General features: G+C 70.2%; 20 protein-coding genes and 3 rRNA genes. 5 read left to right on the top strand and 18 right to left on the bottom strand.

Features of this window, described 5'->3' with window-relative positions:
* Positions 1 to 117: 117 nt before the first annotated feature.
* A complete protein-coding gene (gene helR, locus ACYP53_RS14640; RefSeq protein ID WP_459647624.1) occupies positions 118 to 2,277 on the bottom strand; it encodes an RNA polymerase recycling motor ATPase HelR in 2,160 nt (719 codons plus the stop codon).
* A 399-nt stretch (positions 2,278 to 2,676) separates the two neighbouring features.
* Between helR and ACYP53_RS14635 the strand changes: the two genes are divergently transcribed.
* Positions 2,677 to 2,913: a hypothetical protein gene (locus ACYP53_RS14635; RefSeq protein ID WP_459647623.1), complete on the top strand. Its 237-nt coding sequence runs from the start codon at positions 2,677 to 2,679 to the stop codon at positions 2,911 to 2,913.
* Here ACYP53_RS14635 and ACYP53_RS14630 read toward each other — a convergent pair.
* The 6 genes from ACYP53_RS14630 to ACYP53_RS14605 all read right to left on the bottom strand — a co-directional run bounded on the left by ACYP53_RS14630 (position 2,859) and on the right by ACYP53_RS14605 (position 8,541).
* Positions 2,859 to 3,602, bottom strand: coding sequence for a DUF6099 family protein (locus ACYP53_RS14630; protein WP_459647622.1), 744 nt, complete (start codon positions 3,600 to 3,602; stop codon positions 2,859 to 2,861). The two genes, ACYP53_RS14635 and ACYP53_RS14630, sit on opposite strands and share 55 nt — an antisense overlap.
* Positions 3,603 to 3,749: 147 nt before the next feature.
* Positions 3,750 to 4,139: a nucleotide pyrophosphohydrolase gene (locus ACYP53_RS14625; protein ID WP_459647621.1), complete on the bottom strand. Its 390-nt coding sequence runs from the start codon at positions 4,137 to 4,139 to the stop codon at positions 3,750 to 3,752.
* The gene (locus tag ACYP53_RS14620; protein ID WP_459647620.1) at positions 4,136 to 5,623 is read right to left on the bottom strand and encodes an AAA family ATPase; all 1,488 of its coding nucleotides are present in this window, start codon (positions 5,621 to 5,623) and stop codon (positions 4,136 to 4,138) included. The genes ACYP53_RS14625 and ACYP53_RS14620 overlap by 4 nt, the downstream gene beginning before the upstream one ends.
* 206 nt (positions 5,624 to 5,829) lie before the next feature.
* Positions 5,830 to 6,693 (bottom strand): putative RNA methyltransferase, encoded by an 864-nt coding sequence (locus ACYP53_RS14615; protein ID WP_459647619.1) that lies wholly within the window; start codon positions 6,691 to 6,693, stop codon positions 5,830 to 5,832.
* Between the two features lie 79 nt (positions 6,694 to 6,772).
* Positions 6,773 to 7,636: an ATP-grasp domain-containing protein gene (locus ACYP53_RS14610; protein ID WP_459647618.1), complete on the bottom strand. Its 864-nt coding sequence runs from the start codon at positions 7,634 to 7,636 to the stop codon at positions 6,773 to 6,775.
* On the bottom strand, positions 7,633 to 8,541 hold the full coding sequence (locus ACYP53_RS14605) for an ATP-grasp domain-containing protein (protein ID WP_459647617.1): 909 nt from the start codon (positions 8,539 to 8,541) through the stop codon (positions 7,633 to 7,635). The genes ACYP53_RS14610 and ACYP53_RS14605 overlap by 4 nt, the downstream gene beginning before the upstream one ends.
* A 293-nt stretch (positions 8,542 to 8,834) precedes the next feature.
* Between ACYP53_RS14605 and ACYP53_RS14600 the strand changes: the two genes are divergently transcribed.
* Positions 8,835 to 9,695 carry a GNAT family N-acetyltransferase gene (locus tag ACYP53_RS14600; protein WP_459647616.1) on the top strand — a complete coding sequence of 287 codons (861 nt, stop codon included), beginning with the start codon at positions 8,835 to 8,837 and terminating at the stop codon, positions 9,693 to 9,695.
* Between the two features lie 155 nt (positions 9,696 to 9,850).
* Here the strand turns inward: ACYP53_RS14600 and ACYP53_RS14595 are convergent, their stop codons facing one another.
* Together ACYP53_RS14595 and ACYP53_RS14590 are read right to left on the bottom strand one after the other, a co-directional pair.
* Positions 9,851 to 10,246 (bottom strand): fic family toxin-antitoxin system, toxin component, encoded by a 396-nt coding sequence (locus ACYP53_RS14595; protein ID WP_373313904.1) that lies wholly within the window; start codon positions 10,244 to 10,246, stop codon positions 9,851 to 9,853.
* A 29-nt stretch (positions 10,247 to 10,275) separates the two neighbouring features.
* Positions 10,276 to 10,512: a toxin-antitoxin system HicB family antitoxin gene (locus ACYP53_RS14590; protein WP_189923789.1), complete on the bottom strand. Its 237-nt coding sequence runs from the start codon at positions 10,510 to 10,512 to the stop codon at positions 10,276 to 10,278.
* Positions 10,513 to 10,760: 248 nt separating this feature from the next.
* On the opposite strand from ACYP53_RS14590, the gene ACYP53_RS14585 reads away from it, so the two are divergent.
* Positions 10,761 to 10,958 carry a hypothetical protein gene (locus ACYP53_RS14585; RefSeq protein ID WP_189923791.1) on the top strand — a complete coding sequence of 66 codons (198 nt, stop codon included), beginning with the start codon at positions 10,761 to 10,763 and terminating at the stop codon, positions 10,956 to 10,958.
* A gap of 140 nt (positions 10,959 to 11,098) precedes the next feature.
* Here the strand turns inward: ACYP53_RS14585 and ACYP53_RS14580 are convergent, their stop codons facing one another.
* Both ACYP53_RS14580 and ACYP53_RS14575 read right to left on the bottom strand, forming a co-directional pair.
* Positions 11,099 to 12,448, bottom strand: a complete 1,350-nt coding sequence (locus ACYP53_RS14580) for a class I SAM-dependent RNA methyltransferase (RefSeq protein ID WP_459647984.1) — start codon at positions 12,446 to 12,448, stop codon at positions 11,099 to 11,101.
* A gap of 407 nt (positions 12,449 to 12,855) precedes the next feature.
* On the bottom strand, positions 12,856 to 14,931 hold the full coding sequence (locus tag ACYP53_RS14575) for an APC family permease (RefSeq protein ID WP_189923793.1): 2,076 nt from the start codon (positions 14,929 to 14,931) through the stop codon (positions 12,856 to 12,858).
* 247 nt (positions 14,932 to 15,178) lie between these two features.
* Between ACYP53_RS14575 and ACYP53_RS14570 the strand changes: the two genes are divergently transcribed.
* Both ACYP53_RS14570 and ACYP53_RS14565 read left to right on the top strand, forming a co-directional pair.
* Entirely contained in the window at positions 15,179 to 15,847 is a 669-nt protein-coding gene (locus ACYP53_RS14570) for a potassium channel family protein (protein WP_189923795.1), read from the top strand.
* Positions 15,847 to 16,518 carry a potassium channel family protein gene (locus ACYP53_RS14565; RefSeq protein ID WP_030060763.1) on the top strand — a complete coding sequence of 224 codons (672 nt, stop codon included), beginning with the start codon at positions 15,847 to 15,849 and terminating at the stop codon, positions 16,516 to 16,518. Before ACYP53_RS14570 ends, ACYP53_RS14565 begins: the two co-directional genes overlap by 1 nt.
* 82 nt (positions 16,519 to 16,600) lie before the next feature.
* Here ACYP53_RS14565 and ACYP53_RS14560 read toward each other — a convergent pair whose 3' ends face one another.
* The 7 genes from ACYP53_RS14560 to ACYP53_RS14530 form a co-directional block, all read right to left on the bottom strand.
* The gene (locus tag ACYP53_RS14560; RefSeq protein WP_189923797.1) at positions 16,601 to 17,332 is read right to left on the bottom strand and encodes a DUF3159 domain-containing protein; all 732 of its coding nucleotides are present in this window, start codon (positions 17,330 to 17,332) and stop codon (positions 16,601 to 16,603) included.
* Entirely contained in the window at positions 17,329 to 17,736 is a 408-nt protein-coding gene (locus ACYP53_RS14555) for an OB-fold nucleic acid binding domain-containing protein (RefSeq protein WP_189923799.1), read from the bottom strand. Before ACYP53_RS14555 ends, ACYP53_RS14560 begins: the two co-directional genes overlap by 4 nt.
* A gap of 65 nt (positions 17,737 to 17,801) precedes the next feature.
* A complete protein-coding gene (locus tag ACYP53_RS14550) occupies positions 17,802 to 18,482 on the bottom strand; it encodes a response regulator (RefSeq protein WP_049657530.1) in 681 nt (226 codons plus the stop codon).
* A 172-nt stretch (positions 18,483 to 18,654) separates the two neighbouring features.
* Positions 18,655 to 21,252 carry an ATP-binding protein gene (locus ACYP53_RS14545; protein WP_459647615.1) on the bottom strand — a complete coding sequence of 866 codons (2,598 nt, stop codon included), beginning with the start codon at positions 21,250 to 21,252 and terminating at the stop codon, positions 18,655 to 18,657.
* 241 nt (positions 21,253 to 21,493) lie between these two features.
* A 5S ribosomal RNA gene (gene rrf, locus ACYP53_RS14540) occupies positions 21,494 to 21,610 on the bottom strand.
* Positions 21,611 to 21,691: 81 nt separating this feature from the next.
* A 23S ribosomal RNA gene (locus ACYP53_RS14535) occupies positions 21,692 to 24,812 on the bottom strand.
* A 268-nt stretch (positions 24,813 to 25,080) separates the two neighbouring features.
* A 16S ribosomal RNA gene (locus ACYP53_RS14530) occupies positions 25,081 to 26,604 on the bottom strand.
* The 16S, 23S and 5S rRNA genes sit together here, the layout of an rRNA operon.
* Positions 26,605 to 26,973: the final 369 nt, after the last annotated feature.

The raw sequence follows: 26,973 nt of genomic DNA, 5'->3' as shown, positions 1-26,973 counted from the left end.
GCGTCCGGGAGCCGTCTGCCGACACCCGCGTCACTCGACCGGGCGACGGGCGGTACGGCCCCTCCGCACGCTCGGCTCCCCTCCGCTCCCTCCTGTTCACCACTGTTCACTCCCGTCTCACGAGCTCCTGAGGACCACCAGCCGCTGGGTCGCCCTGGTCATCGCGACGTAGCGGTCGACGGCGCCCTCCACGCCCCCGCCGAACGCCTCCGGATCGACCAGGACGACCAGGTCGAACTCCAGCCCCTTCGACAGCTCCGGGGTCAGCGACCGCACCCGCGGCCGGGCCCGGAAGTCAGGGGCGCCGATCACACAGGCGACACCCTCGGCGTGCTCGGCGAGCCAGCCGTCCAGGACCGCGTCCAGCTCCGACACCGCCCCGTGCCCCACGGGGATGCCGCTGCTGCGGACGGAGGTCGGCACGTTGGCGTCCGGCAGGGCGGCCCGGATGGCGGGCTCGGCCTCGGCCATGACCTCCTCCGGCGTCCGGTAGTTGATGCTCAGCGAGGCCACCGTGGCGCGGTCGAGCCCGATCCGCTCCAGCCGCTCCAGCCACGACTCCGTGAACCCGTGCCTGGCCTGCGCGCGGTCCCCGACGATGGTGAAGCTCCGGGACGGGCAGCGCAGCAGCAGCATCTGCCACTCCGCGTCGGTCAGCTCCTGGGCCTCGTCCACCACGACGTGCGCGAACGGGCCGGCCAGCGGCTCCGGATCGGCGACGGGCAGGGCGGTCTCGTCCACCAGGCTGTCCTGGAGGTCCCGCCCGCGCAGCATCGTCACCGCGCCCTCGCCGTCGTCGTCGGCCTGGAGCAGGTCACCGATGACGTCGGCCATGCGGGCCCGCTCGGCCGCGACCGCGGCCTCGCGCCGGCGCTGCCGCCGCGCCGCCTCCGGATCGCCGAGCCGCTGCCGGGCGGCGTCCAGGAGCGGCAGGTCGGACACCGTCCAGGCCTGGGGCGCCTCCTTGCGCTGCAGCTTGCGGACCTCCTCGGGGTCGAGCCAGGGAGCGCACATCCGCAGGTAGGCGGGCACCGACCAGAGGTCGCCGACCAGGTCGGCCGCTTCGAGCAGCGGCCACGCGCGGTTGAGGGTCTCCACCAGCTCGCGGTCCTGCCGCAGCGAGCGGCGGAACAGCTCGGGCGACACCTCCTCCTCGTCCTCGCCCAGCTTGTCCAGCAGGATCGTGGTGAGCTCCTCCCAGATCTGCTCGCGCGCCTCGTTGTGCGGGGTGCCCGGGTCCGGCGCGGCGAAGGCGTCGGACCAGTCCTCGGCGCTCAGCCAGAGGTCGGACCAGTGGGTCGTGACCGCCATGCCCTCGGTGGGCGGCTCCTCGTAGAAGCGGACGGCCTTCTCGATCGCCTTCACCATGTCGACCGTGGATTTCAGCCGGGCCACCTCCGGATCGGCCTCGGCCCCCGCCTTCGCCCCTTCCGCGACCAGGTCCCGCACGGTGCAGGTCCGCACGCCCTCCTCGCCGAGGCTGGGCAGGACGTCGGCGACGTACGACAGGTACGGCTGGTGCGGGCCGACGAACAGCACACCGCCCCGCCGGTGGCCGAGGCGCGGGTCGGAGTAGAGCAGGTACGCGGAGCGGTGCAGCGCGACGACGGTCTTGCCGGTGCCCGGACCGCCGTCGACCACCAGGGCGCCCCGGGACCCGGCCCGGATGATGGCGTCCTGGTCGGCCTGGATGGTGGCCAGCACGTCCCGCATCCGGGGCGAGCGGTTGCCGCCCAGGCTCGCGATGAAGGCGGACTGGTCGTCCAGGGCGGCGTGCCCCTCCAGGGCCTCGGTGGTGAACACCTCGTCCCAGTAGTCGCCGATCCGGCCACCGGTCCAGCGGTACCGACGGCGGCTCACCAGCCCCATCGGATCTGCGTGCGTCGCCGCGAAGAAGGGCTCGGCCGCGGGCGAGCGCCAGTCCACCAGCAGCCGGCGCCCCTCGCTGTCGGTGAGGCCGAGCCGCCCGATGTACACCGGCTCCACGTCGTCCGCGCGAACGACGTGGCCGAGACAGAGGTCCAGGCCGAAGCGGCGCAGCGCCCGCAGGCGACCGGTCAGCCTGTGGACCTCGATGTCCCGGTCCATCGCCTCCCGGCCCTTGCCGCCCGGTGCCCGGCGCACGGCGTCGAGGCGGTCGGACAGCTCGGCGATCGTCGCTTCGAGGCTCTCCGCGATGGCCGCGAAGTGCCGCTCGTCGTCGCCGATCAGTGCCGGGTCGGCCTTGGCGGCGAGGCGGTCGGGAAGGTCGAACGCGCTGGTGGTCAGGGGGGTCATGGCATCAACTCCGATCTGAGGCCTGCGATTGTGCGCCACCACGGGGGCCTTGCCGCAAGACCCCCCTTGCGCTATACCTTGAGAGTGGCAAGGGGTGGGTGTTCCCCCTTCTCCGCCTTCCTCCACCTCCGTTCGTCCTCGTCGCCGAGTCGTGGCGCGCTGCGCCGGGGCATGCGATCTGCGTGCCATCTGTCTCCGGGCCTCACCGCACCGCACCGCACCGCACCGCACCGGGCCACCGCCTAGCCCAGGCCGCGGCGCGGCGGCAACCCGGGCTCACCCGGGAGGCTTACGGCGTACCGGAGTCGGACCGCATCGGGTGGTGCCCGGTGACCCGCCACCGGCGCGGTTCGTTGGTCGCTGCGGCACACCGCACCACCGATCCGAAGAGGTCCCGCCATGTCCGAACCCTCTGCCACGCCGCAGCCCCCGAGCAGCCCGACGGGCTCGGCCGACGGCGCCTGGGCCGGGCCCGACGCCCCCAAGAGCCTGCTGGAGCAGATGCAGGAACTGCTCGCCTCGGTCACCGCGGATCTCGCCGCGCTGCGGTCCTCCGGCCTGCGGGACACCGAGCCCGCCACCTATCCGACCGGCACGGACACCTCCGGGGCTCCGACCGTTCCGGGCGCCCGGTAGCCGGCCGCCCGCTCCCGCTCCGACGGCCCGCCCTCACCCGGCGGGCCGTCGTCGTCCGGCGGGCGACTCTCCCCCGGCGGGCGGCCGTCGTCGACCTCCCGTGCCCCGCCGCCATCACGGGACTCGCTACCGTCCCGTGCGTCGTGGTCATCCGGCGGGCCGAGCCTGACGACGAGTAACGGAGAGCCGCAGTCGGCCCGTTCGGGCCCCGCCCCGCCGAGCGGCGCCCGCTCCGTTCCCTCGGCCCGGCCGGCTGCCTCACACAGCCGCCCGGCCAGGTCCTTGCACTCCGACACCGCGTCGACGCCGTCGATGCACGTCCAGTAGAGGCTCTCGGTTTCGGCCCCGCAGGCCAGCACCACCAGCGTCTCCCCGACCTCCTGCAGCAGCCCGTCCAGCGCGCCCAAGGCCGCGGCCGGCTCTCCGAGTCCGGTGAGCCGCGCCGCCCGGCCGCCGCTCACCAGGGCGGCCCGGACGACGGAGCGGTCCAGGCAGACCGCCGCGTGCGCCCCGGCCTCGGCGAGCTGCTGGCCCAGCCCGGTGAGCTCCTCGTCCGCCGACTCCGCCAGCCGGGCACCCACCGCCTCGGTGAGCAGCGCGGCCTGCCGCGCCTCGGCCAGCACATCCGGTACGTGCCTGGCCTCGGTCAGCGCGTGCCGGGCCGTCTTGATCAGTCGCAGCGCCTCCATGGCCACCGCTCCTCTCGCTCGCCGTCGCCCCGGCCGCCGAGGAGGCGGCCGGATGGTCACGGCGACAGCGTGCGAGGAAGCGCGGAAACCCGCATCCGCCTTGTCAGAAGCTGTGGATAAGTCGGGGGTTGTGGATAACTTCGTCCCTCACAAGGGTTGATCGCTCGCGTCCGAGTTGACGTCAGCCGCTTCCTCCGGCACCGGGAAGCGGTGCTCGTTGCGCTCGATCTTGGCCGCGAGGGCCTCCAGCGGGTCCACCCCGACCGCCGTGCAGAACTGCAGCAGATACGCCATCACGTCCGCGACCTCGTCGCGCACCCGGTGCGCGCGCTCCGGCTCGGACATCACCGCGGCCGCCTGCTCGGGCGTCAGCCACTGGAAGATCTCCAGCAACTCCCCCGCCTCCACGCTCAGCGCCGCCGCCAGGTTCTTCGGCGTGTGGAAGGGCTCCCACCGCCGGGCCGCCGCGAAGTCCACCAGCCGCTGCCTCAGGGCCTCCAGGGTCGGCTCCCCCGGTCCCGTCACTCGTTCGCTCACCCCTCCAGGTCTACCCCATCGCAGCCCGCCACCGGCCCGGGCCCCTCCACCCCGAACCCGTCCGCCGCCGTCCCCGCCCCTTCCCCCGCCCCGTCGGCACCGCCGGCACCGTAGGCGCTGTCAGCTCCGTCAACCCCGTCGGCACCGTCGGCCCCCTCCCCGCGCCCGCCCTGGAACGGGACCCGGGCCGGCACCCGGGCGGTCTCCGGCCGCAGCACCGTGAACCCCGAGCCGGGATCCCGCCGGCACTCCACCACCGCCACCCCGCCCGACTGCGGATCGCCGCCCAGCGCCTCCCGCACCGCCCCCGGCTCCTGCAGCGCCGCCACCACCCGCAGCTGGCTTCGGTCCGCCATGTCCCGGGCCAGCCGCAGCAGCGTGGCGGTCTGCTCGGTGGACAGCCCCGCCCCCAGGTCCTCGGCCAGCACGGTGAGCTGCCGGTGCGCCCACGGCACCTCGGCGGCCACATCGAGGTCGAGCACCCCGGCCCCGGTCAGCAGCACGGCGGCGAACGCGAGGTGGCGCAGCATGCCGTCGGAGGCCTGGTCGGCCCCGGTGCGCCCGAGCACACCCTCGTCGAAGACGGCCAGGACCCGCCGCACGCCCTCGTCGCCCGTCCGCTCGGCCACGGTGAGCCCCAGCAGCGGATGCGGCGCGGCGGACTGCACGACGCGCAGGAGCTGCCCGTACCGGCGCTGACACTCGTCGCCCAGCCGGGCGATGACGGCGGAGATGTTGGCGGCGTTGCCGCGCAGCCTGGCCTGCGGGTCGGCCCGGGCCCAGCCGCGCATCAGGGCGGGGACGGGGTGCAGCGGGAAGACCTCGCGCAGCGCGGTGAGCAGGTCCTCGGTGGCGGCCAGGACCAGGCACTCACCGGCCGACGAGCCCGCGACCCGCAGCGGCAGCTGCGCGGTGATCATGGTGCCGCTGGGGAAGGGCGCCCGGATGTCGCCCTGACGGGTGTCGTTGTGCCAGCAGACGTTGACCCGCTTGTTGCGGACGTCCTGCTCGCCGGTGTCCATCAGGGTCCGGCCGTCGAGGGTGAGCGACTCCCGGGCGATCCGGACCGGGCCGTCCGTCCGGATCACGACGTCGAGCCGGATCCGGCCGTGCGGGGAGCGGACGGTGCAGCCGAGGATGATCGCGTCCCGCCCGTGCGGGACGCAGCCGTGCAGCCCGCCCCGGACGGGCAGGGCGAGCGGGCCGGCGCGGTCGGGCAGCCCGTCCAGCGAGTCGGCGAGCTCCTCGCCGAGCGCGAGCCGGGACAGCACCGCGAGCGCGTCGAGCGCGTTGGATTTGCCGACCCCGGCGGGCCCGTGGAGCACGGTCAGGGGCGCGAGGGGCAGCACCGCGCGCCGGTAGGACTTGAACGAGGTGAGCCGGAGCTCCTCGACGGTGGGGCGTGGCACGGGCGACCGGCCGGGCCCCGGGGTGTCCGGTCGGAGGGGGGCCAGCCCGGCGGGCCTGGTGGCGTCGCGGTTCACCCGTCGGACGTTAGCCGCAGGCCGACCGGCGGAAACGTGCCTGCACGACAGATTCATCCCAACGTGGCGCCCCTACCCCGCCCCGATGACCACCCACCGCACCCGGAAGCGACGCCGAAGCGCCATCGAAGAACGCGGAAGCACCGTCGAAGAACGCAGAAGAACTCCGAAGCACTCAGCAGCGACGCCGAACGAGTCCCGGGCGCTCAGCGCCGGTAGGCGGCCACCGTCACCGAGGCGGTCACCTCGACCGGGTCCGGCAGGGCCGCGAGCGAGGCCTCCAGCCGCTCCGGGTCGGTGTGCCAGGCGCTGGGCCCCATGCCGACGACGGTGCGCACGTCCTGCGGGCCGAGCCGCAGGGTGAACTCGACCTCCCGCCGGTCCGCGGGCGTCAGGTACGGCCCGAGCTTCTCGTCGATCCGCCGCTGCTTCTCCTCGTCCACCGACAACAGCCCCAGCGCGTCGACGAGTTCGCGCAGGTGGCGGGCGGTGGGCGAGACCAGCAGCAGGGTGCCGCCGGGGCGCAGCACCCGGCGGATCTCGGGCCCGTTGCGCGGCGCGAAGACGTTGAGCATCAGCTCGGCGGAGGCGTCGCGCAGCGGCAGCGGGCGCCAGGCGTCGCAGACGACGGCGCCGATCCGCGGGTGTGCCTTGGCGGCGCGTCGCAGCGCGTACTTGGAGATGTCGAGGGCCGCGCCGACCCGGTCGGGCAGGGCGTCGAGGACGTGGGCCAGGTAGTGCCCGGTGCCGGCGCCGAGGTCGGCGACCAGACCTCCGGACTCAGCGGCGGGGCCTCCTGCGCGATCACCGGCGGTCGCCGCGGCTGCGGCCTCGGCGAGGGCGTCCGCGATGGGCCGGTAGTGCCCGGCGGCGAGGAAGTCGGAGCGGGCGGCGACCATCCCGGCGGTGTCCCCGGTGCCGGTGTGGGCGTCGCCGGCGAGGAGGCTGACGTAGCCCTGCTTGGCGAGGTCGAAGCTGTGCCCGGAGGGGCAGCGCAGGCTGCGGTCGTGCCGGGTGAGGTCCTGCGCGCAGAGGGGGCAGGCCAGGTAGCGCTCGATGTCCTGCAGCAACGTTCCGTCTTCTCTCGCCGTACGCCCCGGCCGGTCGGGGCGCCAGCCAGCCTAACCATCCCGACCCGCCGGTCGCCCCTCACGACCCCGACGGCACCGCCAACCGCCCCACCGGCGTCCGCCCGCGCCCCGCCGCGACCCGCAGCGCGAGCGCGGCGAGCGCCTCGGGCGCGCCGGCCCGGCCGCGGATCCCGGGGAAGGCGTTGACGTCCACGATGACGGGCTCGGCCGGCCCGTCGAGCAGGTCGACCCCGTACACGTCGAGCCCGAACACCTCGCCGACGCGCAGCGCGAGCGCGGCCCGCGCGGCGGGCGGTTCCCAGTCCTCGGCCCGGCCCGGCTCCCCCGATCCGGTGGCGAGCTCGGACCGTCGGCGGGCGGCGAAGACCCGCCCGTCGACCACCCACAGCTTCTGGTCCCAGCCGGTCCCGGGGACGAACGGCTGGGTGACGACGGGCTCCTCGGGCCACTGCTCGGCGAGTTCGCGCAGCCGGTCCGGGCCGTCGACCCGGGCGACCAGGTCGTGCCGCCTGCTGTGCCGGCTCTTGACGACGAACGGGTAGGCCGGGGCGGCGAGTTCGCGCAGCGGCCCGGCGGCGACGGTGGCCGCGAAGGGCAGTCCGGCGGCGGCCGCGAGGTCGGCCATCCGCACCCGGTCCTGACAGAGTCCGGTGGCCGCCGCCGAGTTCACCACGGGTACGCCCCGCTGCTCGAACTCCCGTGCCAGCGACAGCGCTCGGGGCGTACGGGCCTTCAGCAGACAGACGTCCACGGGGCCGTCCGCCACGTCCGCGAACGGCCCGGCGGACGCGCCGACCGGCGCCTCAGCAGACGCCCCGACCGGCGGCACGACCACCAGCTCGTGCCCGCCCTCCACCAGCAGCGCCGCGGTCGCCGCCAGCACCGGGTGCCCGGGGTTCCCAGTGATCAGCCCGACCTTCACAGCAACTCCCCCTCGCCGAAGCCCAGTTGCCCGTACCGATCGGCGCCGCCCGCCGACACCAGGGCGGCGGGCTCGCCGGGCACCGACACGGCGGTCCCGCTGCGGGCGAGCCTCAGCACCGCGCGGGCGACCCGGGCCACGGCGTCCGGCACCTGCCGGAAGCTCGGGAAGTCGTTGATGTCGACCACCACCGGCCCGTCCGGCCCGAGCAGCACGTCGACCCCGTACAGGTCCAGCCCGAACACCTCGCCGACCTGCGCGACGATCCGCGCGACGCTCCCCGGCAGCGGCACCTGCCGCTCCCGGACGCCCTGCCCGAGGTGCAGCGGGGAGGAACGTTCCGTCGCGAAGAGCTCGCCGTCGACGCAGTACACCTTCAGGTCGGTGCCCGAGTTCGGCACGTACGGCTGGGCGATCAGCAGCCCCTCGCCGGCCAGTTCGGGCCCGACCTCCAGCAGGTGGTCCGGGCTGCGCACCAGCCGGACGGCGCGCCCGGAGCTGCCGTCGGCCGGCTTGACCACCAGCGGGTACTCGGCGGTCGGGATCTCCGCGAGCCGCTCCCAGCGCGCCGCCGCGTATGTCACCGGAACGGGCAGCCCGCGGGTGCGGCCGATGACCGCGGCGAGCGCCTTGTCCCGGACGCCCCGGATGGAGCGCACGTCGTTCACCGTGGTGAGGCCGACGGCGGCGGCCGCCTCCAGCAGGGTCAGCCCGGGACCGCCGGAGACGGTCTTGAGCACCCAGGCGTCGTGGCTGCCGGCCCGGACCGCCTCGGAGATCGCCATCAGCGAGTCCCCGGGGCGCAGCACGTCCACCCGGTGCCCCCACGCGGTGAGCTGACGCGCCACGTCGAGCGGCATGCCGTCGCGCCGGTAGTGTTCCTCCACCAGAAAGCAGAGCCTCATGGGCCTGTCTTCCCCCTTGCCTCGCCGAATGCAGACGTCCGCCGTCCCCCTCGGCAGAGCTGTAAAAGCATCAGCATGCACGCTTTGTCCGCACAAGATCGCTGCGGGCCGGTAAGCGTTCGGCAACAATCCCCGCCCGCACCCCGCACAGCCCCCGCCCGCACCCCGCCGAACCCCCGTCCGAACCCCGCCCGAACGCCCCGCTCCACCACCCCGGCCCCTACCCCGACGCCCCGCCCCGACGCGCGGCAAATCGGTGGCAGCCCGCCCGCACCCCTGCTTTGATGCACGCCGTGACTTCTGACGATCATGCTCCCGACCGCCCGCTGCTCGACGAGATCGAGCGCTACTACGACGCCGCACCGCGCAGCGCCGCCCGTGCCGAGGACTTCGGCCCGCTGACCCTCTTCGTCCGCGAGGGCGACACCGGCTGGCACTACTACGCCCGCCCGACGCCCGGCCACACCGGCCCGGCGGCCACGGCCGAGGACGTCCGCCGGGTGCTGGAGCGGCAGCGCGAGGTGGGCGCGCCGGAGGCCTTCGAGTGGGTGGCCGAGCAGAATCCCGAGCTGCGCGCGGCCGTCGAGGCGGCCGGCCTGACGGTGCACGAGCACCCGCTGCTGGTGCTGGGCGCGCAGGACGAGCCCGCCCCGGCGCCGGTACTGCCGGAGCGGGTGGAGGTGCGGGTGCTGGGCCCGGACGCGCCCGAGCTGGCGGAGGCGGTGGCCGTCCCGCGCGTGGCCTTCGGAACCCCGGGCACCGCGATCGGCGCGGCCGGTGCGGCCGAACTGGCGCAGAGCGTGGCGGGGTTGGCGGCCGACGGCGCGGTGGCGCGGATCGCGCAGCGGATCACCGACGGCGTCACCGTGCAGGCGGCCGCGCTGGAGGGCGGTTCGGTGCTGTGCGCCGGCCAGTACAACCCGGTGGGCCCGGTCGGCGAGGTGGTCGGCGTGGGCACGCTGCCCACCGCCCGTCGGCGCGGCCTGGGCCTCGCGGTCACCGCGGTCCTGGTCGCGCACGCCCGGGCCAACGGCGTCGGGACGGTGTTCCTGTCCGCCGCCGACGAGGACGTCGCCCGGATCTACCGCCGGGCCGGCTTCCGCCCGTTCGCGACGGCCCTGATCGCCGAGCCGGCCGACGCACCGCAGGCCTGACCGGACGGCGGCGGGGCACAGCGGGCACGCCTCGGTAGGGCCGACGGGCACAGCGGTGGCACCCCGCTCCGGCCGACGGTCGCAGCGGTCACGCCCCGGTACGCCTCCCGGCCGCAGCCGTCACGCCCCCGCTGCGACGCCCGGGAGGGCGGCGGTCAGTCGTCGTCCTCCTCCTCGTCGTCCGCCCCGCTGACGCCCTCCCCCTCGGCCTCGTCCACCACCCACGCCGCCAGCCGCTCGGCGACGCCGGACACCCCGAGCCGCCCCTCGCGGATGGCCCGGGAGAGGCTGCGCACCTCGCGGGCGGTGGTGGCGACGGTGCAGCCGCTGGCGACGAGGTAGGCGTACGCGACGGCGGTCGCGAAGAGCTCGTTGGTCTTCTCCAGGGCCGGCACCCGGATCAGCTGGTGCATCAGGGCGGCGGCGCGGTCGTGCGGTTCGGGGTAGACGGCGATGTCGAATATCTCGGCCTGGTGCCGGGTGACGGCCGCGAGCAGCGAGCCGTAGTCGGTGACCTGCGGGTCACCGGGCGTGTACTGCTCGGCGGTCATGAGCAGCCACGAGAGGTCGACCTCCAGTTTCAACGGCGCACGTCCTGGAGGTCGCCCGGCTCCCCGAACTCGGCGAGGAAGGACGTCTCGTACTCCTTCATGAACTGCGCGGCCGCGTCGACGAAGGCCCGGCCGGACTCGCCCATGTCCTGCTGGACCAGGCGCTCGATGTACTGGTTCATGCTGATCCCCTGCTGCTCCGCCCGTTCCCGGGCAATCTCCGCGGTCGTGGCGTCCACGCGGACGTTCAGCTGCTTCTTGGCCATGCCCTTCAAGCTAGCGCCGAAGTGCTAGCACAACAAGGGCGCGCGCACACCGCCCGCACACCTGCCGCACGCCCCCACGCAACCTCCCCGTCACCGACCACCGCTCCGGGCCGCCCACCTCCCATACCCGCCCGTCGCCGCCCCACCCCACCAGGACGAGTGAGACTTGAAGAGTCCTGCACCATCCGGGAATCTGATCTCCCCTGAGCGTTCCACTGAGCGGCACCGACCGGTGTGGAGGCCGGCAGATGACAGCCATGTTCGACCAGGAGCTGCGCGAGCAGCTCGCCCAGGCCCGGCAGGACCTCGCGGCGGCACGGGCCGAAGGGGACGCCGACGGCGTCCAGGCATACGAGGGCCGGATCGCCTCACTCATCCGGCTCGCGGCCCAGCACGGCATCGACCTCCCGCACGACGCCGACGAGGAGGAGCACAACGAGCCCTGACCGGCCCGGCCGGCAACGCCGAGGAGGCGGCACCCGCCGAGCGGGTACCGCCTCCTCACCGGCTGCTCCACCGGCTGGTCAACCGAACGGCCGAACGGGACCGGCCGAAAGGGAACCGGCCCAACGGGCCACCCCCGGAATCACTCCCCGGCCGGCTCCAGGATCGCCACGCACTCGAAGTGGTGCGTCATCGGGAACAGGTCGAAGGCCCGCAGCGAGACCAGCCGGTAGCCGCCCTCGCGGAAGAACTTCAGGTCCCGGGCGAGCGCCGCCGGGTCGCAGGCCACGTACGCGATCCGGCGCGCCTCCAGGCCGACCAGGTGCGCCACCGTCTCGCGCCCGGCGCCCGCGCGCGGCGGGTCCAGGACGATCAGGTCGGTGGCGGTGATGCCGGTGCGCGGCAGCAGCGTCTCGACCCGGTCGCACTCGATCTGCACGTTGTCCAGCGCGGCCAGGTTGTGCCGGGCGTCGACCACGGCCTGCTTGGAGGACTCGATGCCGAGCACCGCGCCCTCCTCGCCGACCCTGTCGGCCAGCGCGCCGGCGAACAGGCCGACACCGCAGTAGAGGTCGAGCGCGCTCTCGCCCCACTGCGGGTCCAGCCCGTCCAGCACGGCGTCGACCAGGGTGTCCGGCGCCTCCGGGTGGATCTGCCAGAAGCCGCCGTTGCTGACCCGCCAGGTCCGCCCGGCCGCCCGCTCGCGGACGAAGCCGCGCCCGTGCACCTTGTGCACGTCGCCCTGCTCGTCCACCCGGGCGATGGACACCGGCTTGTCCAGCTCGACCAGCGGCAGCTGGGCGCCGTCGCGCGGGGTCAGCACCACCTGGCGGTCCGAGGAACCGGTCGCGGCGATCACCTCGACGCTGGCCACGCCCGGCCAGTCGCGGGACTCGATGCCCAGCTCGGTGACGCCTTCGGCGGCGATCAGGCAGCGGTCCACCGGCTGCACCTCGTGCGAGCGGTGCTTGCGCAGGCCGACCTTGCCCGTCTCCGCGTCCACCGCGTACTGCACCCGGGTGCGCCAGGCCGGCACCTGGCCGGACGGGAGCTTGCCGCCGACCGGCTCGACGCTGCCGTCCCAGCCCGCCTCGGCCGGGGTGAGCCCGGCCAGCTTGGCCAGCTGCTCGGTCAGCACCGCCGCCTTGAGCTTGCGCTGCCCGCCCGGGGTCACGTGCTGCCAGTCGCAGCCGCCGCACTTGCCGGGCCCGGCGAACGGGCACGGCGCCTCGATCCGGTCCTTGGCGGGCTCCAGGATCTCCACCGCGTCGGCCCGCAGGAACCGCGAGGTGGACGTGCCGTCGGTCACCAGCGCGACGACCTTCTCGCCGGGCAGCGCGTGCCGCACGAACAGCACCCGCCCCTCGTGCCGGGCCACGCAGTGCCCGCCGCCGTGCGCGACCGGGCCGACCTCGACCTCGTAGCGCTGTCCGGCGAGCGGCTCGCCGGACGGCGCCTCGGGCCGGGAGGGCCGCGCGGCGGCGGTGCGCAGCGCCTTCGGCGGCCGGACGGCCTGCTTGCGCGGCGCCTTCCGGGCCCCGCCCTCGGCGCCCGGCCCGCTCGCGTCCCTGCCCGCACCCTTCGCCGCGGCACCCTTGCCGGCGGAGCCCTTGCCCGTGGAGCCCTTACCGGCGGCGCCCTTGCCAGCCGCGCCCTTGACGGCGGACCCCTTCGCCGAGGAGCCCTTGCCGGCCTGGCCCTGGCCCGGTCGGCGGTCCTCCTCCGGCTCCCGCTCCCCCGGCACGACCGGCGCGGTGCGCGCGGTCAGGCCGTCGCGGTCGGTGGCCTCCGGACGGGACGGCCGGCCCCAGCGCGGCCGGGAGACCTGCCCGGGCTGGGAGCCGCCCCGGCGGGAGCCCTTGCCGGAAGAGCCCGAGGAGCGGGACGGAGTGTTGCGCGTCACTGGGAGGAGTCCTTGCTGCGGTCGGAGGTGCCACCGGCGTTCGTACCGGTGGAGACGGAATCCTTCGACTTTACGGCCTTCGGGGCCCGAGGCTCGCCACGCCGGACGGCACCCGGCGCCGACCAGGCCTTCTGCGGCTTGCGCCGCTCCGAGGACTCCAGCTGCCAGGGCACCGAGGTGACCATCACACCGGGCTTGAACAGCAGCCGCCCCTTGAGCCGCAGCGCGCTCTGGTTGTGCAGCAGGTGCTCGTACCAGTGGCCGACCACGTACTCGGGGATGTAGACCGACACCACGTCGCGCGGGCTGCTGCGGCGCAGGTTCTTCACGTAGTCCAGGACCGGCCCGGTGATCTCGCGGAACGGCGAGTCCAGCACCTTGAGCGGCACCTCGATGCCGCGCTCGTCCCACTCCTGGCGCAGCGCCGCGGTGTCGGCCGGGTCCACGTTGACCGTGATGGCCTCCAGGGTGTGCGCACGGGCCAGCTTGGCGTACGCGAGGGCGCGCAGCGCAGGCTTGTGCAGCTTGGAGACCAGCACGATGGCGTGCACCCGGGTGGGCAGCACCACGTCGTCCGGCTCCTCCGCGGCGATGAGCTCCTCGGAGATCCGGTCGTAGTGGCGGCGGATGCCCTTCATCATCACGAACAGCACGACCATCGCCGCGATCGCGATCCAGGCGTGGCTGATCTTGGTGACCAGGACGACGATCAGCACCGCCATGGTCATCACCAGGCCGAAGGTGTTGATCGCCCGGCTGCGCTGCATGTGGGCGCGCTTGGCCGGGTCGGTCTCGGTGCGCAGCAGCCGGGTCCAGTGCCGGATCATGCCGGACTGGCTCATGTTGAACGACACGAAGACGCCGACGATGTAGAGCTGGATCAGCCGGTTCGGGTCGGCGTCGAAGGCGATGACGAACAGGATCGCGGCGATCGCCAGCAGGATGATGCCGTTGGAGAACGCCAGCCGGTCACCGCGGGTGTGCAGCTGGCGCGGCAGGTAGCGGTCCTGGGCCAGGATCGAGCCGAGCACCGGGAAGCCGTTGAAGGCGGTGTTGGCGGCCAGCACCAGGATCAGGCCGGTCACGGCGGCGACGAAGTAGAAGCCGGGCGTGAAGTTGCTGAACACGGCCTCGCTGATCTGGGCCAGCGCGGTCTTCTGGTGGTAGCCCTCCCCGGCGCCGCCGAGCTGCTCGGCCGGGTTCTCGGCCATCTGGACGCCGGTCAGCCGGGCCAGCCAGATGATGCCCATGAACATCACGACGGCGATGCTCGCCATCATCAGCAGGGTGGTGGCGGCGTTCTTGCTCTTCGGCTTGCGGAAGGCCGGTACGCCGTTGGAGATCGCCTCCACGCCGGTGAGCGCGGCACAGCCGGAGGAGAACGACTTCAGCAGCAGGAACACCAGGGCGATGCCACCCAGCGACGCGTTGCCCGGGGTGGCCTCCAGCGTGAAGCCGGAGCTCTCGGCGGGCATGTCCTGGCCGAGCACGAAGTGCCGGACGAACCCGTAGCCGACCATCCCTATGACGCCGATCATGAAGGCGTAGGTGGGAACGGCGAAGGCGGAACCGGATTCGCGCACACCGCGCAGGTTCATCCCCATCAGCACGATGACGACGATCACCGACACGACCAGTTCATGGCCGCGTAGGGAGGGAACGGCGGAGACGACGTTGGCGACGCCCGACGTGGTCGACACGGCCACGGTGAGCACGTAGTCGACCATGAGCGCGCTGGCGACCACCAGACCGGCGGCCGGCCCGTGGTTGACGGTCGCGACCTCGTAGTCGCCGCCACCACTGGGATAGGCGTGCACGTTCTGTCGGTACGAGGCGACCACGGCGAGCATCACGACCGCGACGACGACGCCGATCTGCCACGAGAAGTGGATCGCCGAGGCGCCCGCGACTGAGAGCGTGAGCAGGATCTCCTCGGGGGCGTACGCGACCGAGGAGAGCGCGTCCGAGGCGAACACGGGCAGCGCGATCCGCTTGGGAAGAAGTGTTTCGCCCAACTTGTCGCTGCGCAGCGCGCGCCCGATCAGGATGCGTTTCGGAAGGTCTTTCGGCATAGGCACGGTAAGGAATCGTAGGGGTTCCCCGGACAAGGCTCCGCCGTTTGTCCCCCCCTTCGTCGCGACTGCGTTCTACGGACCGGCTAGCGTGTCGGATACGAGTCGGTGGGCAACACTCGGGTTGTCGGATGTTGCCGAGGCCGGCACCCCACGAGAACGCTCGCCCGGCAAGGCCCGGCGGGAAAGGGAGATGAACGGTGTTTGCGCAGGTCAGTACCCCGACGGAACGGGTGAGGTAGCGCCGGTGCACATCGTCATCATGGGCTGTGGCCGCGTGGGCTCGGCCCTCGCGAGAGCGCTGGAGAAACAGGGCCACTCGGTGGCCGTGGTCGACCAGGACCCGACCGCGTTCCGCCGGCTGGGCGCCGGGTTCAACGGGCGCCGGGTGACCGGCGTCGGCTTCGACCAGGACACCCTGCGCGAGGCGGGCATCGAGGAGGCCGGCGCGTTCGCCGCGGTCTCCAGCGGCGACAACTCCAACATCATCGCCGCGCGGGTGGCCCGGGAGAACTTCGGCGTCGAGAACGTCGCGGCCCGGATCTACGACCCCCGCCGCGCCGAGGTGTACCAGCGCCTGGGCATCCCCACCGTCGCGACGGTCCGCTGGACCGCCGACCAGATGCTGCGCCGGCTGCTCCCGAGCGGCGCCGAGCCGCTGTGGCAGGACCCGAGCGGCGGCGTGCAGCTCGCCGAGGTCGCCTACGACCCACGCTGGGTCGGCCACCGGATCGGCCTGCTGGAGGAGGCCTCCGGCGCCCGGGTGGCGTTCGTCACCCGGCTCGGCGAGGGCGTCCTGCCCACGCCGCAGATGGTGGTGCAGGAGGGCGACCTGGTGCACGTGATGCTGCGCCGGGGCGACCTGACGGCCGTCGAGGCCGCGTTCGCGCAGGGGCCGAAGGAGGAGGGTCACTGATGCGCGTCGCCATTGCCGGGGCCGGTGCCGTGGGCCGCTCGATCGCGGGCGAGCTGCTGGAGAACGGCCACGAGGTCCTGCTGATCGACAAGAACCCCAACTCCATCTCGGTGGAGCGGGTGCCCATGGCCGAGTGGCTGCTGGCCGACGCCTGCGAGATCACCTCGCTGGACGAGGCCGCCCTGCAGCGCTGCCACGTGGTGATCGCCGCCACCGGTGACGACAAGGTCAACCTGGTCGTCTCGCTGCTCGCCAAGACCGAGTACGCGGTGCCGCGGGTGGTCGCCCGGGTGAACAACCCCAAGAACGAGTGGCTCTTCAACGAGTCCTGGGGCGTGGACGTGGCCGTGTCCACGCCGCGCCTGATGTCCGCCCTGGTCGAGGAGGCGGTCAGCGTCGGCGACCTGGTCCGGCTGATGCGCTTCAGCCAGGGCAACGCCAACCTGGTCGAGCTGACCCTGGCCTCCGACACCGAGCTGGTCGGCACCCGGGTCGGTGACGTCGCCTGGCCGCAGGACACCGCGCTGGTGACCATCATCCGCGAGGGCCGGGTGCTGGTGCCGGGCAAGGACGACACCCTGGAGGGCGGCGACGAGCTGCTCTTCGTCGCCGCGCAGGAGCGCGAGGAGGAGCTGGAGGAGCTGCTGTCGGCCACCTCCGGCGCCCAGTAGCAGCGCGAGCACGGCCGAGGGCCCGCACACCACTCCCCGGATTCCAGGGGTGGGTGCGGGCCCTCGGCCTTCGCGGGAGCGGCTACTTCACCGGCTCTTCCTCGTCGTCCAGCTGCGCCTTGATCGGCGGCGGCGCCTTCAGCAGGATCTGCCACGTCACGTACATCGCCAGCAGCAGCGGCGGGATGCCGAGGGCGACCTTCAGCCAGCCCAGCAGATTGACGTTGTGGGTGAAGTACAGCGGGAAGAGGACCAGCGGCTTGAGGCCCATGATCAGCACCCAGGCCCAGGTCGCCTTGGTGTAGGCGGCCAGTCGGCCCGGGTTCTCCTTGCGCCAGGTGAACATCTCACCGGTGATCGGGCCGAGCATCACGCCGATCATCGGCCAGCGCACCAGCGCGGACGTCGCCAGCGCGATGCAGTAGCCGACGTTCCAGAGCAGGCCTGGCAGGTAGAAGTCCTCGGCCTTGCCGCTCTTCATCGAGATCCAGGCGCCCAGCGCGACGCCGAACACCCCGCTGAAGGCGTGCTGGATGGTCTCCCGCTTCGCCAGCCGGGCCACCACGAACAGGGCGCTCAGTCCGAGCGCCGCCCACGCCGAGGTGCTGACCTGGTGGGTGAGGTTGTACGTGACGATGAAGACCAGGCCGGGCAGCGTCATGTCGATCATGCCGCGCACGCCGCCGAAGGCCTTCAGGACGGTGTCGGCGGCCTCCTTGGAGGCGGCCTTGCGGGCGGCTTCCTCCGCCGCCGCGTCGACGACCGGGTCGAGCTGGGCGGCGGTCTCGCCGCCGGGCAGGTTGCTCACGCTCATTCGCTCCCGTGTCCGACCGGACGCAGCTCGTAGCGGGGGTTGAACAGCACGCGGCGCCCGCGCGCGTGGCTGATCCGACCGCTGGCGACCAGCCTGCGGCCGGGCTCTATGCCCGCGATCGAGCGGCGTCCGAGCCAGACCACGTCCAGGGGCTCGGTGCCGTCGAAGAGTTCGGCCTCCAGGGCCGGCACCCCGGCCCGCGGGCGGAGCGTCACCGTGCGCAGCGTGCCCGCGACGGTGACCAGCTCGCGGTCGCCGCAGCCGGCGATCGGCGTGCAACCCGACTCCGCGGCACTCTCCTGGCGCAGATCCTCGGCGTCCAGTTCCTCGGCCGAGGAGGTCAGCCTGCTGAGCATGCGGCGGAACCGCCCCTGCGGCTGGCCGCTGCTGTTGTCACCACTCATGCCCGAAGGGTACCGGGTTCCGGGGCCCCGGCGGCAGGTCGTTCAACCACCGGGGGCACCGGCCGTCAGCTCTCGAACCGGTATCCCATTCCCGGCTCGGTGATGAAGTGGCGCGGGTGCGAGGGGTCGCGCTCCAGCTTGCGGCGCAGCTGCGCGAGGTAGACCCGCAGGTAGTTGGTCTCGGTGCGGTAGGCCGGGCCCCACACCTCCTGCAGCAGCTGGGTCTGGCTGACCAGCCGCCCGGCGTTACGGACCAGCACCTCCAGCAGGTGCCACTCGGTCGGGGTGAGGCGGACGTCGGCGCCGTCCCGGTTGACCTTCTTGGCCGCGAGGTCGACCGTGAAGCTCTCGGTGACGACCAGCGAGTCGGCCTCCCCGGCCACCGGCTCGGCCCGCCGCACGGCGGCCCGCATCCGGGCGAGCAGCTCGTCCATGCCGAACGGCTTGGTCACGTAGTCGTCGGCGCCGGCGTCCAGGGCCTCGACCTTCTCGTCCGAGGCGTGCCGGGCCGACAGCACGATGATCGGGACCCGGGTCCAGCCGCGCAGGCCGCGGATCACCTCGACCCCGTCCATGTCGGGCAGGCCCAGGTCGAGGACGACCACGTCCGGATGGCGGGCGGCGGCCAGTTCCAGGGCGCTCGCGCCGTCATGGGCCGCGTCCACCTCGTACTTGCGGGCCTTGAGGTTGATCACCAGCGCGCGGACGATCTGTGGTTCGTCGTCCACGACGAGGACCCGGGTCATGTGCGGGCTCCGCCTTTCGGGGCTGTCTGAACTTTCGGGGCTGTCTGGGCTTGCGGACTGTGGGACTGGATCGATGAACCGGATCGACGAACCGCCTCGATCGCGGGAGGAGTGGCTCTCGGGACGGCGGGCGGCACCGGGGTGACGGGCCCGACCGGTGCGCCGCCGGTTCTCAGGTGATCAGCTCCGGCAGCGGATCACTCCCGTCGCCGTGCGACGCACCCGGTTCCTCCGGCTCGGGCGGCCGTTCGACGGCGGGCAGGCTGACGACCATGGTGAGGCCGCCGCCGGGGGTGTCCTCGGCGGTGACGCTACCGTCCATCGCCTCGACGAAGCCGCGCGCCACCGCGAGCCCGAGGCCCACCCCGGCGCCGCGTGGCGCGTCGCCGTAACGCTGGAACGGGGCGAAGATCCGCTCCTTGGCCTCCTCCGGCACCCCCGGTCCGCGGTCGACGATCCGCAGCTCGACCCGGTCCGGCAGCCCCGGCTGCTCCAGCACATCGGCCTTCACCAGCACCCGGACGCCGTCCGGGCTGTACTTGACGGCGTTCTCGACCAGGTTGGCCAGCGAGCGCTCCAGCAACCCGCCGTCGGCCCGCACCATCGGGAGCGTCTCCGGCACGTCCAGCCGGACGGACTCCAGCGGTACGCCGCCGAGCGCGAACGGCACCACCTCGTCCAGGTCGGTCTCCTGGATCAGCGGGGTGACCGTCCCGGTCTGCAGCCGGCTCATGTCGAGCAGGTTGTTGATCAGGTGGTCCAGCCGGTCGGCCCCGTCCTCGATCCCGGCCAGCAGCTCGGCCTCGTCCTCCGGGGCCCAGTCGACATCCGCCGAACGCAGCGAGCTCACCGAGGCCTTGATGCCCGCCAGCGGGGTGCGCAGGTCGTGCGAGACGGCGGCCAGCAGCGCGGTCCGGATCCGGTTGCCCTCGGCCTCCCGGCGGGCCGCCGCGGCCTCCCGGGCCAGCCGGCGGCGCTCCAGCACCACCGCCGCTTGCGCGGCGAAGGCCCCCAGCAGCCGCCGGTCCGCCCCCGGCAGCACCCGGCCGCGCAGCACCAGCGCCAGGCTCTCGCCGACCGGGACGTCCACGTCGGCCTCCTCCGGCCGCTCCGGCGGCCGCGGCCCGGCGGTGGCCACCGCCACCCACGGGCCGAGCGGATCCGGGCGTTCCAGCAACGCCGCGCTCTCCTGCCCGAAGGTCTCCCGGACCTGCTCCATCAGCGCGGTCAGCACCCCGTCGCCGTTCGGCGCGCCGCGCAGCATCGTGCCGGCCAGCGCGCTGAGCGTCTGCGCCTCGGTCTGGCTGCGGGCCGCCTGGTGGGTGCGCCGGGCCGCCAGGTCCACCACGGAGGCCACCGATATGCCGACGATGGTGAATATCGCCACCGCCATGATGTTCTGCGGCTCGTTGATGGTGAAGGTGTGCAGCGGCGGCGTGAAGTAGTAGTTGAGCACCGAGGAGCCGACCAGCGCCGAACCGATCGCCGGCAGCAGCCCGCCGACCAGCGCCGCGCACACCGTCAGCGACAGGAACAGCAGCATGTCGGTGGAGAGCCCCAGCCCGCCGATCGCGGTCAGCACGATCGCCATCAGCGGCGGACCGCCCAGCCCGATCAGCCAGCCGGCGATCGTCCTGGTCCGGCCCAGGTCGGTGATCCGGCGGACCGGAATCCTGCCGCGCCCGTGCCCCGCGTTCTCGTGGGTGACCATGTGGACGTCGATGTCCCCGGCCTCCCGGGTCACCGTGGTGCCCACGCCCGGGCCGTACAGGTACTGCCAGCCGGGCCGGCGGCTGGTGCCCAGCACGATCTGGGTGGCGTTCACACCCCGGGCGAAGTCCAGCAGGCCGGCGGCCGGGTCGTCGCCCAGCACCGCGTGGAAGGAGCCGCCGAGGCTCTCCACCAGCGCCCGCTGCTCGATCAGCATCTGCGGCGAGCCCGAACCCACGAGGCCGTCCGAGCGGGAGATGTGCACGGCGAGCAGCTCACCGCCCGACACGCGGGCCGCGATCCGGGCGGCCCGCCGGATCAGCGTCGCCCCCTCCGGCCCGCCGGTCAGGCCCACCACGATCCGCTCCCGGGCCTGCCAGGTGCCCTCGATGCCCTGCTCGGCCCGGTACTTCTGCAGGTACTCGTCCACCCGGTCGGCGGTCCACAGCAGCGCGAGTTCGCGCAACGCGGTGAGGTTCCCGGGACGGAAGTAGTTGGCGAGCGCCGCGTCGATCTTCTCCGGCGCGTACACGTTCCCGTGCGCCAGCCGCCGCCGCAGCGCCTGCGGGGACATGTCCACGAGCTCGATCTGATCGGCCCGCCGGACCACCTCGTCCGGGACGGTCTCGCGCTGGCGCACCCCGGTGATGCCCGCGACGGCGTCGCCCAGCGACTCCAGGTGCTGCACGTTGACGGTGGAGATCACGTCGATCCCGGCCGCCAGCAGCTCCTCGACGTCCTGCCAGCGCTTCTCGTTGCGGCACCCCGGGACGTTGGTGTGGGCCAGCTCGTCCACCAGGGCCACCTGCGGCCGGCGGGCGAGGACCGCGTCCAGGTCCATCTCGGAGAACCGCGCGCCCCGGTGCAGCACCTGCTGCCGCAGCACGACGTCCAGCCCGGCGACCATGTCCGCGGTGCGCCTGCGGCCGTGGTCCTCCACGAACGCCACCACGACGTCCGTACCGCGTTCCTGCCGCCGGTGCGCCTCGGCGAGCATGGCGTACGTCTTGCCGACCCCGGGGGCCGCCCCGAGGTAGATGCGCAGCCTGCCTCGTCCCATGAGCACCATTCTTGATCCGGCCGTGTCCGGGAGCCACCCCCGGACACCTGTTCCCCTGCCCTTCGAGACTACGGCGTGAGCAGCGATTTTCCGCGGATCAGTCCGCTGATCAGGCGGTTTTAGCGGCATATTGACGGTGCACCAGCCACTCGGCGGGGGTCACTCGGCAGGGGTCCGGCCCGCTTTCCCGGAAACGCAAAAAGCCCCATCCGGGATCCGGATGAGGCTTTTTGGAATGATTGTTCGGCGGCGTCCTACTCTCCCACAGGGTCCCCCCTGCAGTACCATCGGCGCTGTGAGGCTTAGCTTCCGGGTTCGGAATGTAACCGGGCGTTTCCCTCACGCTATGACCACCGAAACACTATGAAACTGTCAACCGACACCCGAACATTTTCGGGTGGGTCGTTGTTTCAGAACAACACAGTGGACGCGAGCAACTGAGGACAAGCCCTCGGCCTATTAGTACCGGTCAACTCCACCCCTTACAGGGCTTCCATATCCGGCCTATCAACCCAGTCGTCTACTGGGAGCCTTACCCTCTCAAGGAGGTGGGAGTGCTCATCTCGAAGCAGGCTTCCCGCTTAGATGCTTTCAGCGGTTATCCCTCCCGAACGTAGCCAACCAGCCATGCCCTTGGCAGGACAACTGGCACACCAGAGGTTCGTCCGTCCCGGTCCTCTCGTACTAGGGACAGCCCTTCTCAACACTCCTACGCGCACAGCGGATAGGGACCGAACTGTCTCACGACGTTCTAAACCCAGCTCGCGTACCGCTTTAATGGGCGAACAGCCCAACCCTTGGGACCTACTCCAGCCCCAGGATGCGACGAGCCGACATCGAGGTGCCAAACCATCCCGTCGATATGGACTCTTGGGGAAGATCAGCCTGTTATCCCCGGGGTACCTTTTATCCGTTGAGCGACGGCGCTTCCACAAGCCACCGCCGGATCACTAGTCCCTACTTTCGTACCTGCTCGACCCGTCAGTCTCACAGTCAAGCTCCCTTGTGCACTTACACTCAACACCTGATTGCCAACCAGGCTGAGGGAACCTTTGGGCGCCTCCGTTACCCTTTAGGAGGCAACCGCCCCAGTTAAACTACCCACCAGACACTGTCCCTGATCCGGATCACGGACCCAGGTTAGACATCCAGCACGACCAGAGTGGTATTTCAACGGCGACTCCACAACAACTGGCGTTGCTGCTTCAAAGTCTCCCACCTATCCTACACAAGCCGAACCGAACACCAATATCAAGCTATAGTAAAGGTCCCGGGGTCTTTCCGTCCTGCTGCGCGAAACGAGCATCTTTACTCGTAATGCAATTTCACCGGGCCTATGGTTGAGACAGTCGAGAAGTCGTTACGCCATTCGTGCAGGTCGGAACTTACCCGACAAGGAATTTCGCTACCTTAGGATGGTTATAGTTACCACCGCCGTTTACTGGCGCTTAAGTTCTCAGCTTCGCCCCACCGAAATGGAGCTAACCGGTCCCCTTAACGTTCCAGCACCGGGCAGGCGTCAGTCCGTATACATCGCCTTACGGCTTCGCACGGACCTGTGTTTTTAGTAAACAGTCGCTTCTCGCTGGTCTCTGCGGCCACCCCCAGCTCAAGGTGCAAGACCCATCACCAGGAATGGCCCCCCTTCTCCCGAAGTTACGGGGGCATTTTGCCGAGTTCCTTAACCATAGTTCACCCGAACGCCTCGGTATTCTCTACCTGACCACCTGAGTCGGTTTGGGGTACGGGCCGCCATGAAACTCGCTAGAGGCTTTTCTCGACAGCATAGGATCATCCACTTCACCACAATCGGCTCGGCATCAGGTCTCAGCCTCAATGAGTGACGGATTTGCCTATCACTCGGCCTACACCCTTACCCCGGGACTACCACCGCCCGGGCTGGACTACCTTCCTGCGTCACCCCATCGCTCACCTACTACCCTGTTGGGTCACCGGCTCCACCACTTCCCTTTGCCCGAAGGCTCCAGGACGGCTTCACGGGCTTAGCATCAAGAGGTTCAGCGTTGGCGCTTCAAAGCGGGTACGGGAATATCAACCCGTTGTCCATCGACTACGCCTGTCGGCCTCGCCTTAGGTCCCGACTTACCCTGGGCAGATCAGCTTGACCCAGGAACCCTTGGTCAATCGGCGCAAGAGTTTCCCACTCTTGTATCGCTACTCATGCCTGCATTCTCACTCGTATACCGTCCACGACTGGTTTCCACCGCCGCTTCACCCGGCACACGACGCTCCCCTACCCATCACAGCAGGCGTTGGCCCTTCATGCTGCAATGACACGACTTCGGTGATGTGCTTGAGCCCCGCTACATTGTCGGCGCGGAATCACTTGACCAGTGAGCTATTACGCACTCTTTCAAGGGTGGCTGCTTCTAAGCCAACCTCCTGGTTGTCTCTGCGACTCCACATCCTTTCCCACTTAGCACACGCTTAGGGACCTTAGTCGGTGTTCTGGGCTGTTTCCCTCTCGACCATGGAGCTTATCCCCCACAGTCTCACTGCCACGCTCTCACTTACCGGCATTCGGAGTTTGGCTAAGGTCAGTAACCCGATAAGGCCCATCGCCTATCCAGTGCTCTACCTCCGGCAAGAAACACGTGACGCTGCACCTAAATGCATTTCGGGGAGAACCAGCTATCACGGAGTTTGATTGGCCTTTCACCCCTAACCACAGGTCATCCCCCAGGTTTTCAACCCTGGTGGGTTCGGTCCTCCACACGGTCTTACCCGCGCTTCAACCTGCCCATGGCTAGATCACTCCGCTTCGGGTCTTGGGCATGCAACTGTATCGCCCTATTCGGACTCGCTTTCGCTACGGCTACCCCACACGGGTTAACCTCGCTACACACCGCAAACTCGCAGGCTCATTCTTCAAAAGGCACGCAGTCACGGCCCACCAGCAAGCTGATGAACGACGCTCCCACGGCTTGTAGGCACACGGTTTCAGGTACTATTTCACTCCGCTCCCGCGGTACTTTTCACCATTCCCTCACGGTACTATCCGCTATCGGTCACTAGGGAATATTTAGGCTTAGCGGGTGGTCCCGCCAGATTCACACGGGATTTCTCGGGCCCCGTGCTACTTGGGAGTTCTTCAAACGAGCCGTACAGATTTCGTCTACGGGGGTCTTACCCTCTACGCCGGACCTTTCGCATGTCCTTCGACTACCCATACGGTTTCTGACTCGCCGACCGGCCGGCAGACCGATCAAGAAAAATCCCACGACCCCGCATTGGCAACCCCTGCCGGGTCTCACACCAATACGGTTTAGCCTCATCCAGTTTCGCTCGCCACTACTCCCGGAATCACGGTTGTTTTCTCTTCCTGCGGGTACTGAGATGTTTCACTTCCCCGCGTTCCCTCCACACTGCCTATGTGTTCAGCAGCGGGTGACAGCCCATGACGACTGCCGGGTTTCCCCATTCGGACACCCCCGGATCAAAGCTCGGTTGACAGCTCCCCGGGGCCTATCGCGGCCTCCCACGTCCTTCATCGGTTCCTAGTGCCAAGGCATCCACCGTGCGCCCTTAAAAACTTGGCCACAGATGCTCGCGTCCACTGTGCAGTTCTCAAACAACGACCAGTCACACACCCTCAATGATCCGAAGACCACCTCAAGTGAGGCCGGCACTGAGACAACGTTTCCGTTCCCTCAGGACCCAACAACGTGCCCGACACAGTCAATCCCAGATCGCTTTCCACGCCGAAGCAGTACTCACGTCCGATCTCTTCCTGTGCCGAATAGTCAACGTTCCACCCATGAGCGACCGTGCAGAACATTCGCCTGCAAGCGGCCATGTGCTCCTTAGAAAGGAGGTGATCCAGCCGCACCTTCCGGTACGGCTACCTTGTTACGACTTCGTCCCAATCGCTGGTCCCACCTTCGACGGCTCCTCCCCTTACGGGTTAGGCCACCGGCTTCGGGTGTTACCGACTTTCGTGACGTGACGGGCGGTGTGTACAAGGCCCGGGAACGTATTCACCGCAGCATGCTGATCTGCGATTACTAGCAACTCCAACTTCATGGGGTCGAGTTGCAGACCCCAATCCGAACTGAGGCCGGCTTTTTGGGATTCGCTCCGCCTCGCGGCATCGCAGCCCTTTGTACCGACCATTGTAGCACGTGTGCAGCCCAAGACATAAGGGGCATGATGATTTGACGTCGTCCCCACCTTCCTCCGAGTTGACCCCGGCAGTCTCCTGTGAGTCCCCATCACCCCGAAAGGCATGCTGGCAACACAGAACAAGGGTTGCGCTCGTTGCGGGACTTAACCCAACATCTCACGACACGAGCTGACGACAACCATGCACCACCTGTATACCGACCACAAGGGGGCACCTGTCTCCAGGTGTTTCCGGCATATGTCAAGCCTTGGTAAGGTTCTTCGCGTTGCGTCGAATTAAGCCACATGCTCCGCTGCTTGTGCGGGCCCCCGTCAATTCCTTTGAGTTTTAGCCTTGCGGCCGTACTCCCCAGGCGGGGAACTTAATGCGTTAGCTGCGGCACCGACGACGTGGAATGTCGCCAACACCTAGTTCCCAACGTTTACGGCGTGGACTACCAGGGTATCTAATCCTGTTCGCTCCCCACGCTTTCGCTCCTCAGCGTCAGTAATGGCCCAGAGATCCGCCTTCGCCACCGGTGTTCCTCCTGATATCTGCGCATTTCACCGCTACACCAGGAATTCCGATCTCCCCTACCACACTCTAGCCTGCCCGTATCGAATGCAGACCCGGGGTTAAGCCCCGGGCTTTCACATCCGACGCGACAGGCCGCCTACGAGCTCTTTACGCCCAATAATTCCGGACAACGCTCGCACCCTACGTATTACCGCGGCTGCTGGCACGTAGTTAGCCGGTGCTTCTTCTGCAGGTACCGTCACTTGCGCTTCTTCCCTGCTGAAAGAGGTTTACAACCCGAAGGCCGTCATCCCTCACGCGGCGTCGCTGCATCAGGCTTTCGCCCATTGTGCAATATTCCCCACTGCTGCCTCCCGTAGGAGTCTGGGCCGTGTCTCAGTCCCAGTGTGGCCGGTCGCCCTCTCAGGCCGGCTACCCGTCGTCGCCTTGGTAGGCCATTACCCCACCAACAAGCTGATAGGCCGCGGGCTCATCCTGCACCGCCGGAGCTTTACACCAACCCCCATGCGGAGGAAGGTCATATCCGGTATTAGACCCCGTTTCCAGGGCTTGTCCCAGAGTGCAGGGCAGATTGCCCACGTGTTACTCACCCGTTCGCCACTGATCCACCCCGAAGGGCTTCACCGTTCGACTTGCATGTGTTAAGCACGCCGCCAGCGTTCGTCCTGAGCCAGGATCAAACTCTCCGTGAATGTTTACCGGTAATCCGGTCGACACCCGCGTTGAGCGGCACGGCAACCACCGGAATAGGGTGATCCCGCGCACTGCGTCCTCGCTAGTGTTTTACTTCAAAAGGAATCTCCAACCCCGATCAAGTGATCGAGGCCGGGGATGTCAACATATCTGGCGTTGACTTTTGGCACGCTGTTGAGTTCTCAAGGAACGGACGCTTCCTTCGGACTGCCTTCCAGCAGGCCCTCCGGGCTTCGTTCTTTCGTGTTTCCAGCTTATCAGATGTTTTCCGCTCCGTTTTCCGGAGTTTCATTCATCGAATCGGCTTTTGCCTTTCGGCGCTCCCGAACTCTACCAGAGTTTCTCGGGCCGTTTTCCCCGGTAGTTCT

The sequence above is a fragment of the Kitasatospora sp. Ki12 genome, from assembly GCF_054601375.1.
This window is presented reverse-complemented; position numbering and strand designations above follow the sequence as displayed.

Coding starts and splice junctions, on each gene's coding strand:
- helR (WP_459647624.1), bottom strand. CDS start 2,277: ATGACCCCCCTGACCACCAGCGCGTTCGACCTTCCCGACCGCCTCGCC.
- ACYP53_RS14635 (WP_459647623.1), top strand. CDS start 2,677: ATGTCCGAACCCTCTGCCACGCCGCAGCCCCCGAGCAGCCCGACGGGC.
- ACYP53_RS14630 (WP_459647622.1), bottom strand. CDS start 3,602: ATGGAGGCGCTGCGACTGATCAAGACGGCCCGGCACGCGCTGACCGAG.
- ACYP53_RS14605 (WP_459647617.1), bottom strand. CDS start 8,541: ATGAGGCTCTGCTTTCTGGTGGAGGAACACTACCGGCGCGACGGCATG.
- ACYP53_RS14595 (WP_373313904.1), bottom strand. CDS start 10,246: ATGACCGCCGAGCAGTACACGCCCGGTGACCCGCAGGTCACCGACTAC.
- ACYP53_RS14590 (WP_189923789.1), bottom strand. CDS start 10,512: ATGGCCAAGAAGCAGCTGAACGTCCGCGTGGACGCCACGACCGCGGAG.
- ACYP53_RS14585 (WP_189923791.1), top strand. CDS start 10,761: ATGACAGCCATGTTCGACCAGGAGCTGCGCGAGCAGCTCGCCCAGGCC.
- ACYP53_RS14575 (WP_189923793.1), bottom strand. CDS start 14,931: ATGCCGAAAGACCTTCCGAAACGCATCCTGATCGGGCGCGCGCTGCGC.
- ACYP53_RS14565 (WP_030060763.1), top strand. CDS start 15,847: ATGCGCGTCGCCATTGCCGGGGCCGGTGCCGTGGGCCGCTCGATCGCG.
- ACYP53_RS14560 (WP_189923797.1), bottom strand. CDS start 17,332: ATGAGCGTGAGCAACCTGCCCGGCGGCGAGACCGCCGCCCAGCTCGAC.
- ACYP53_RS14555 (WP_189923799.1), bottom strand. CDS start 17,736: ATGAGTGGTGACAACAGCAGCGGCCAGCCGCAGGGGCGGTTCCGCCGC.
- ACYP53_RS14550 (WP_049657530.1), bottom strand. CDS start 18,482: ATGACCCGGGTCCTCGTCGTGGACGACGAACCACAGATCGTCCGCGCG.
- ACYP53_RS14545 (WP_459647615.1), bottom strand. CDS start 21,252: ATGGGACGAGGCAGGCTGCGCATCTACCTCGGGGCGGCCCCCGGGGTC.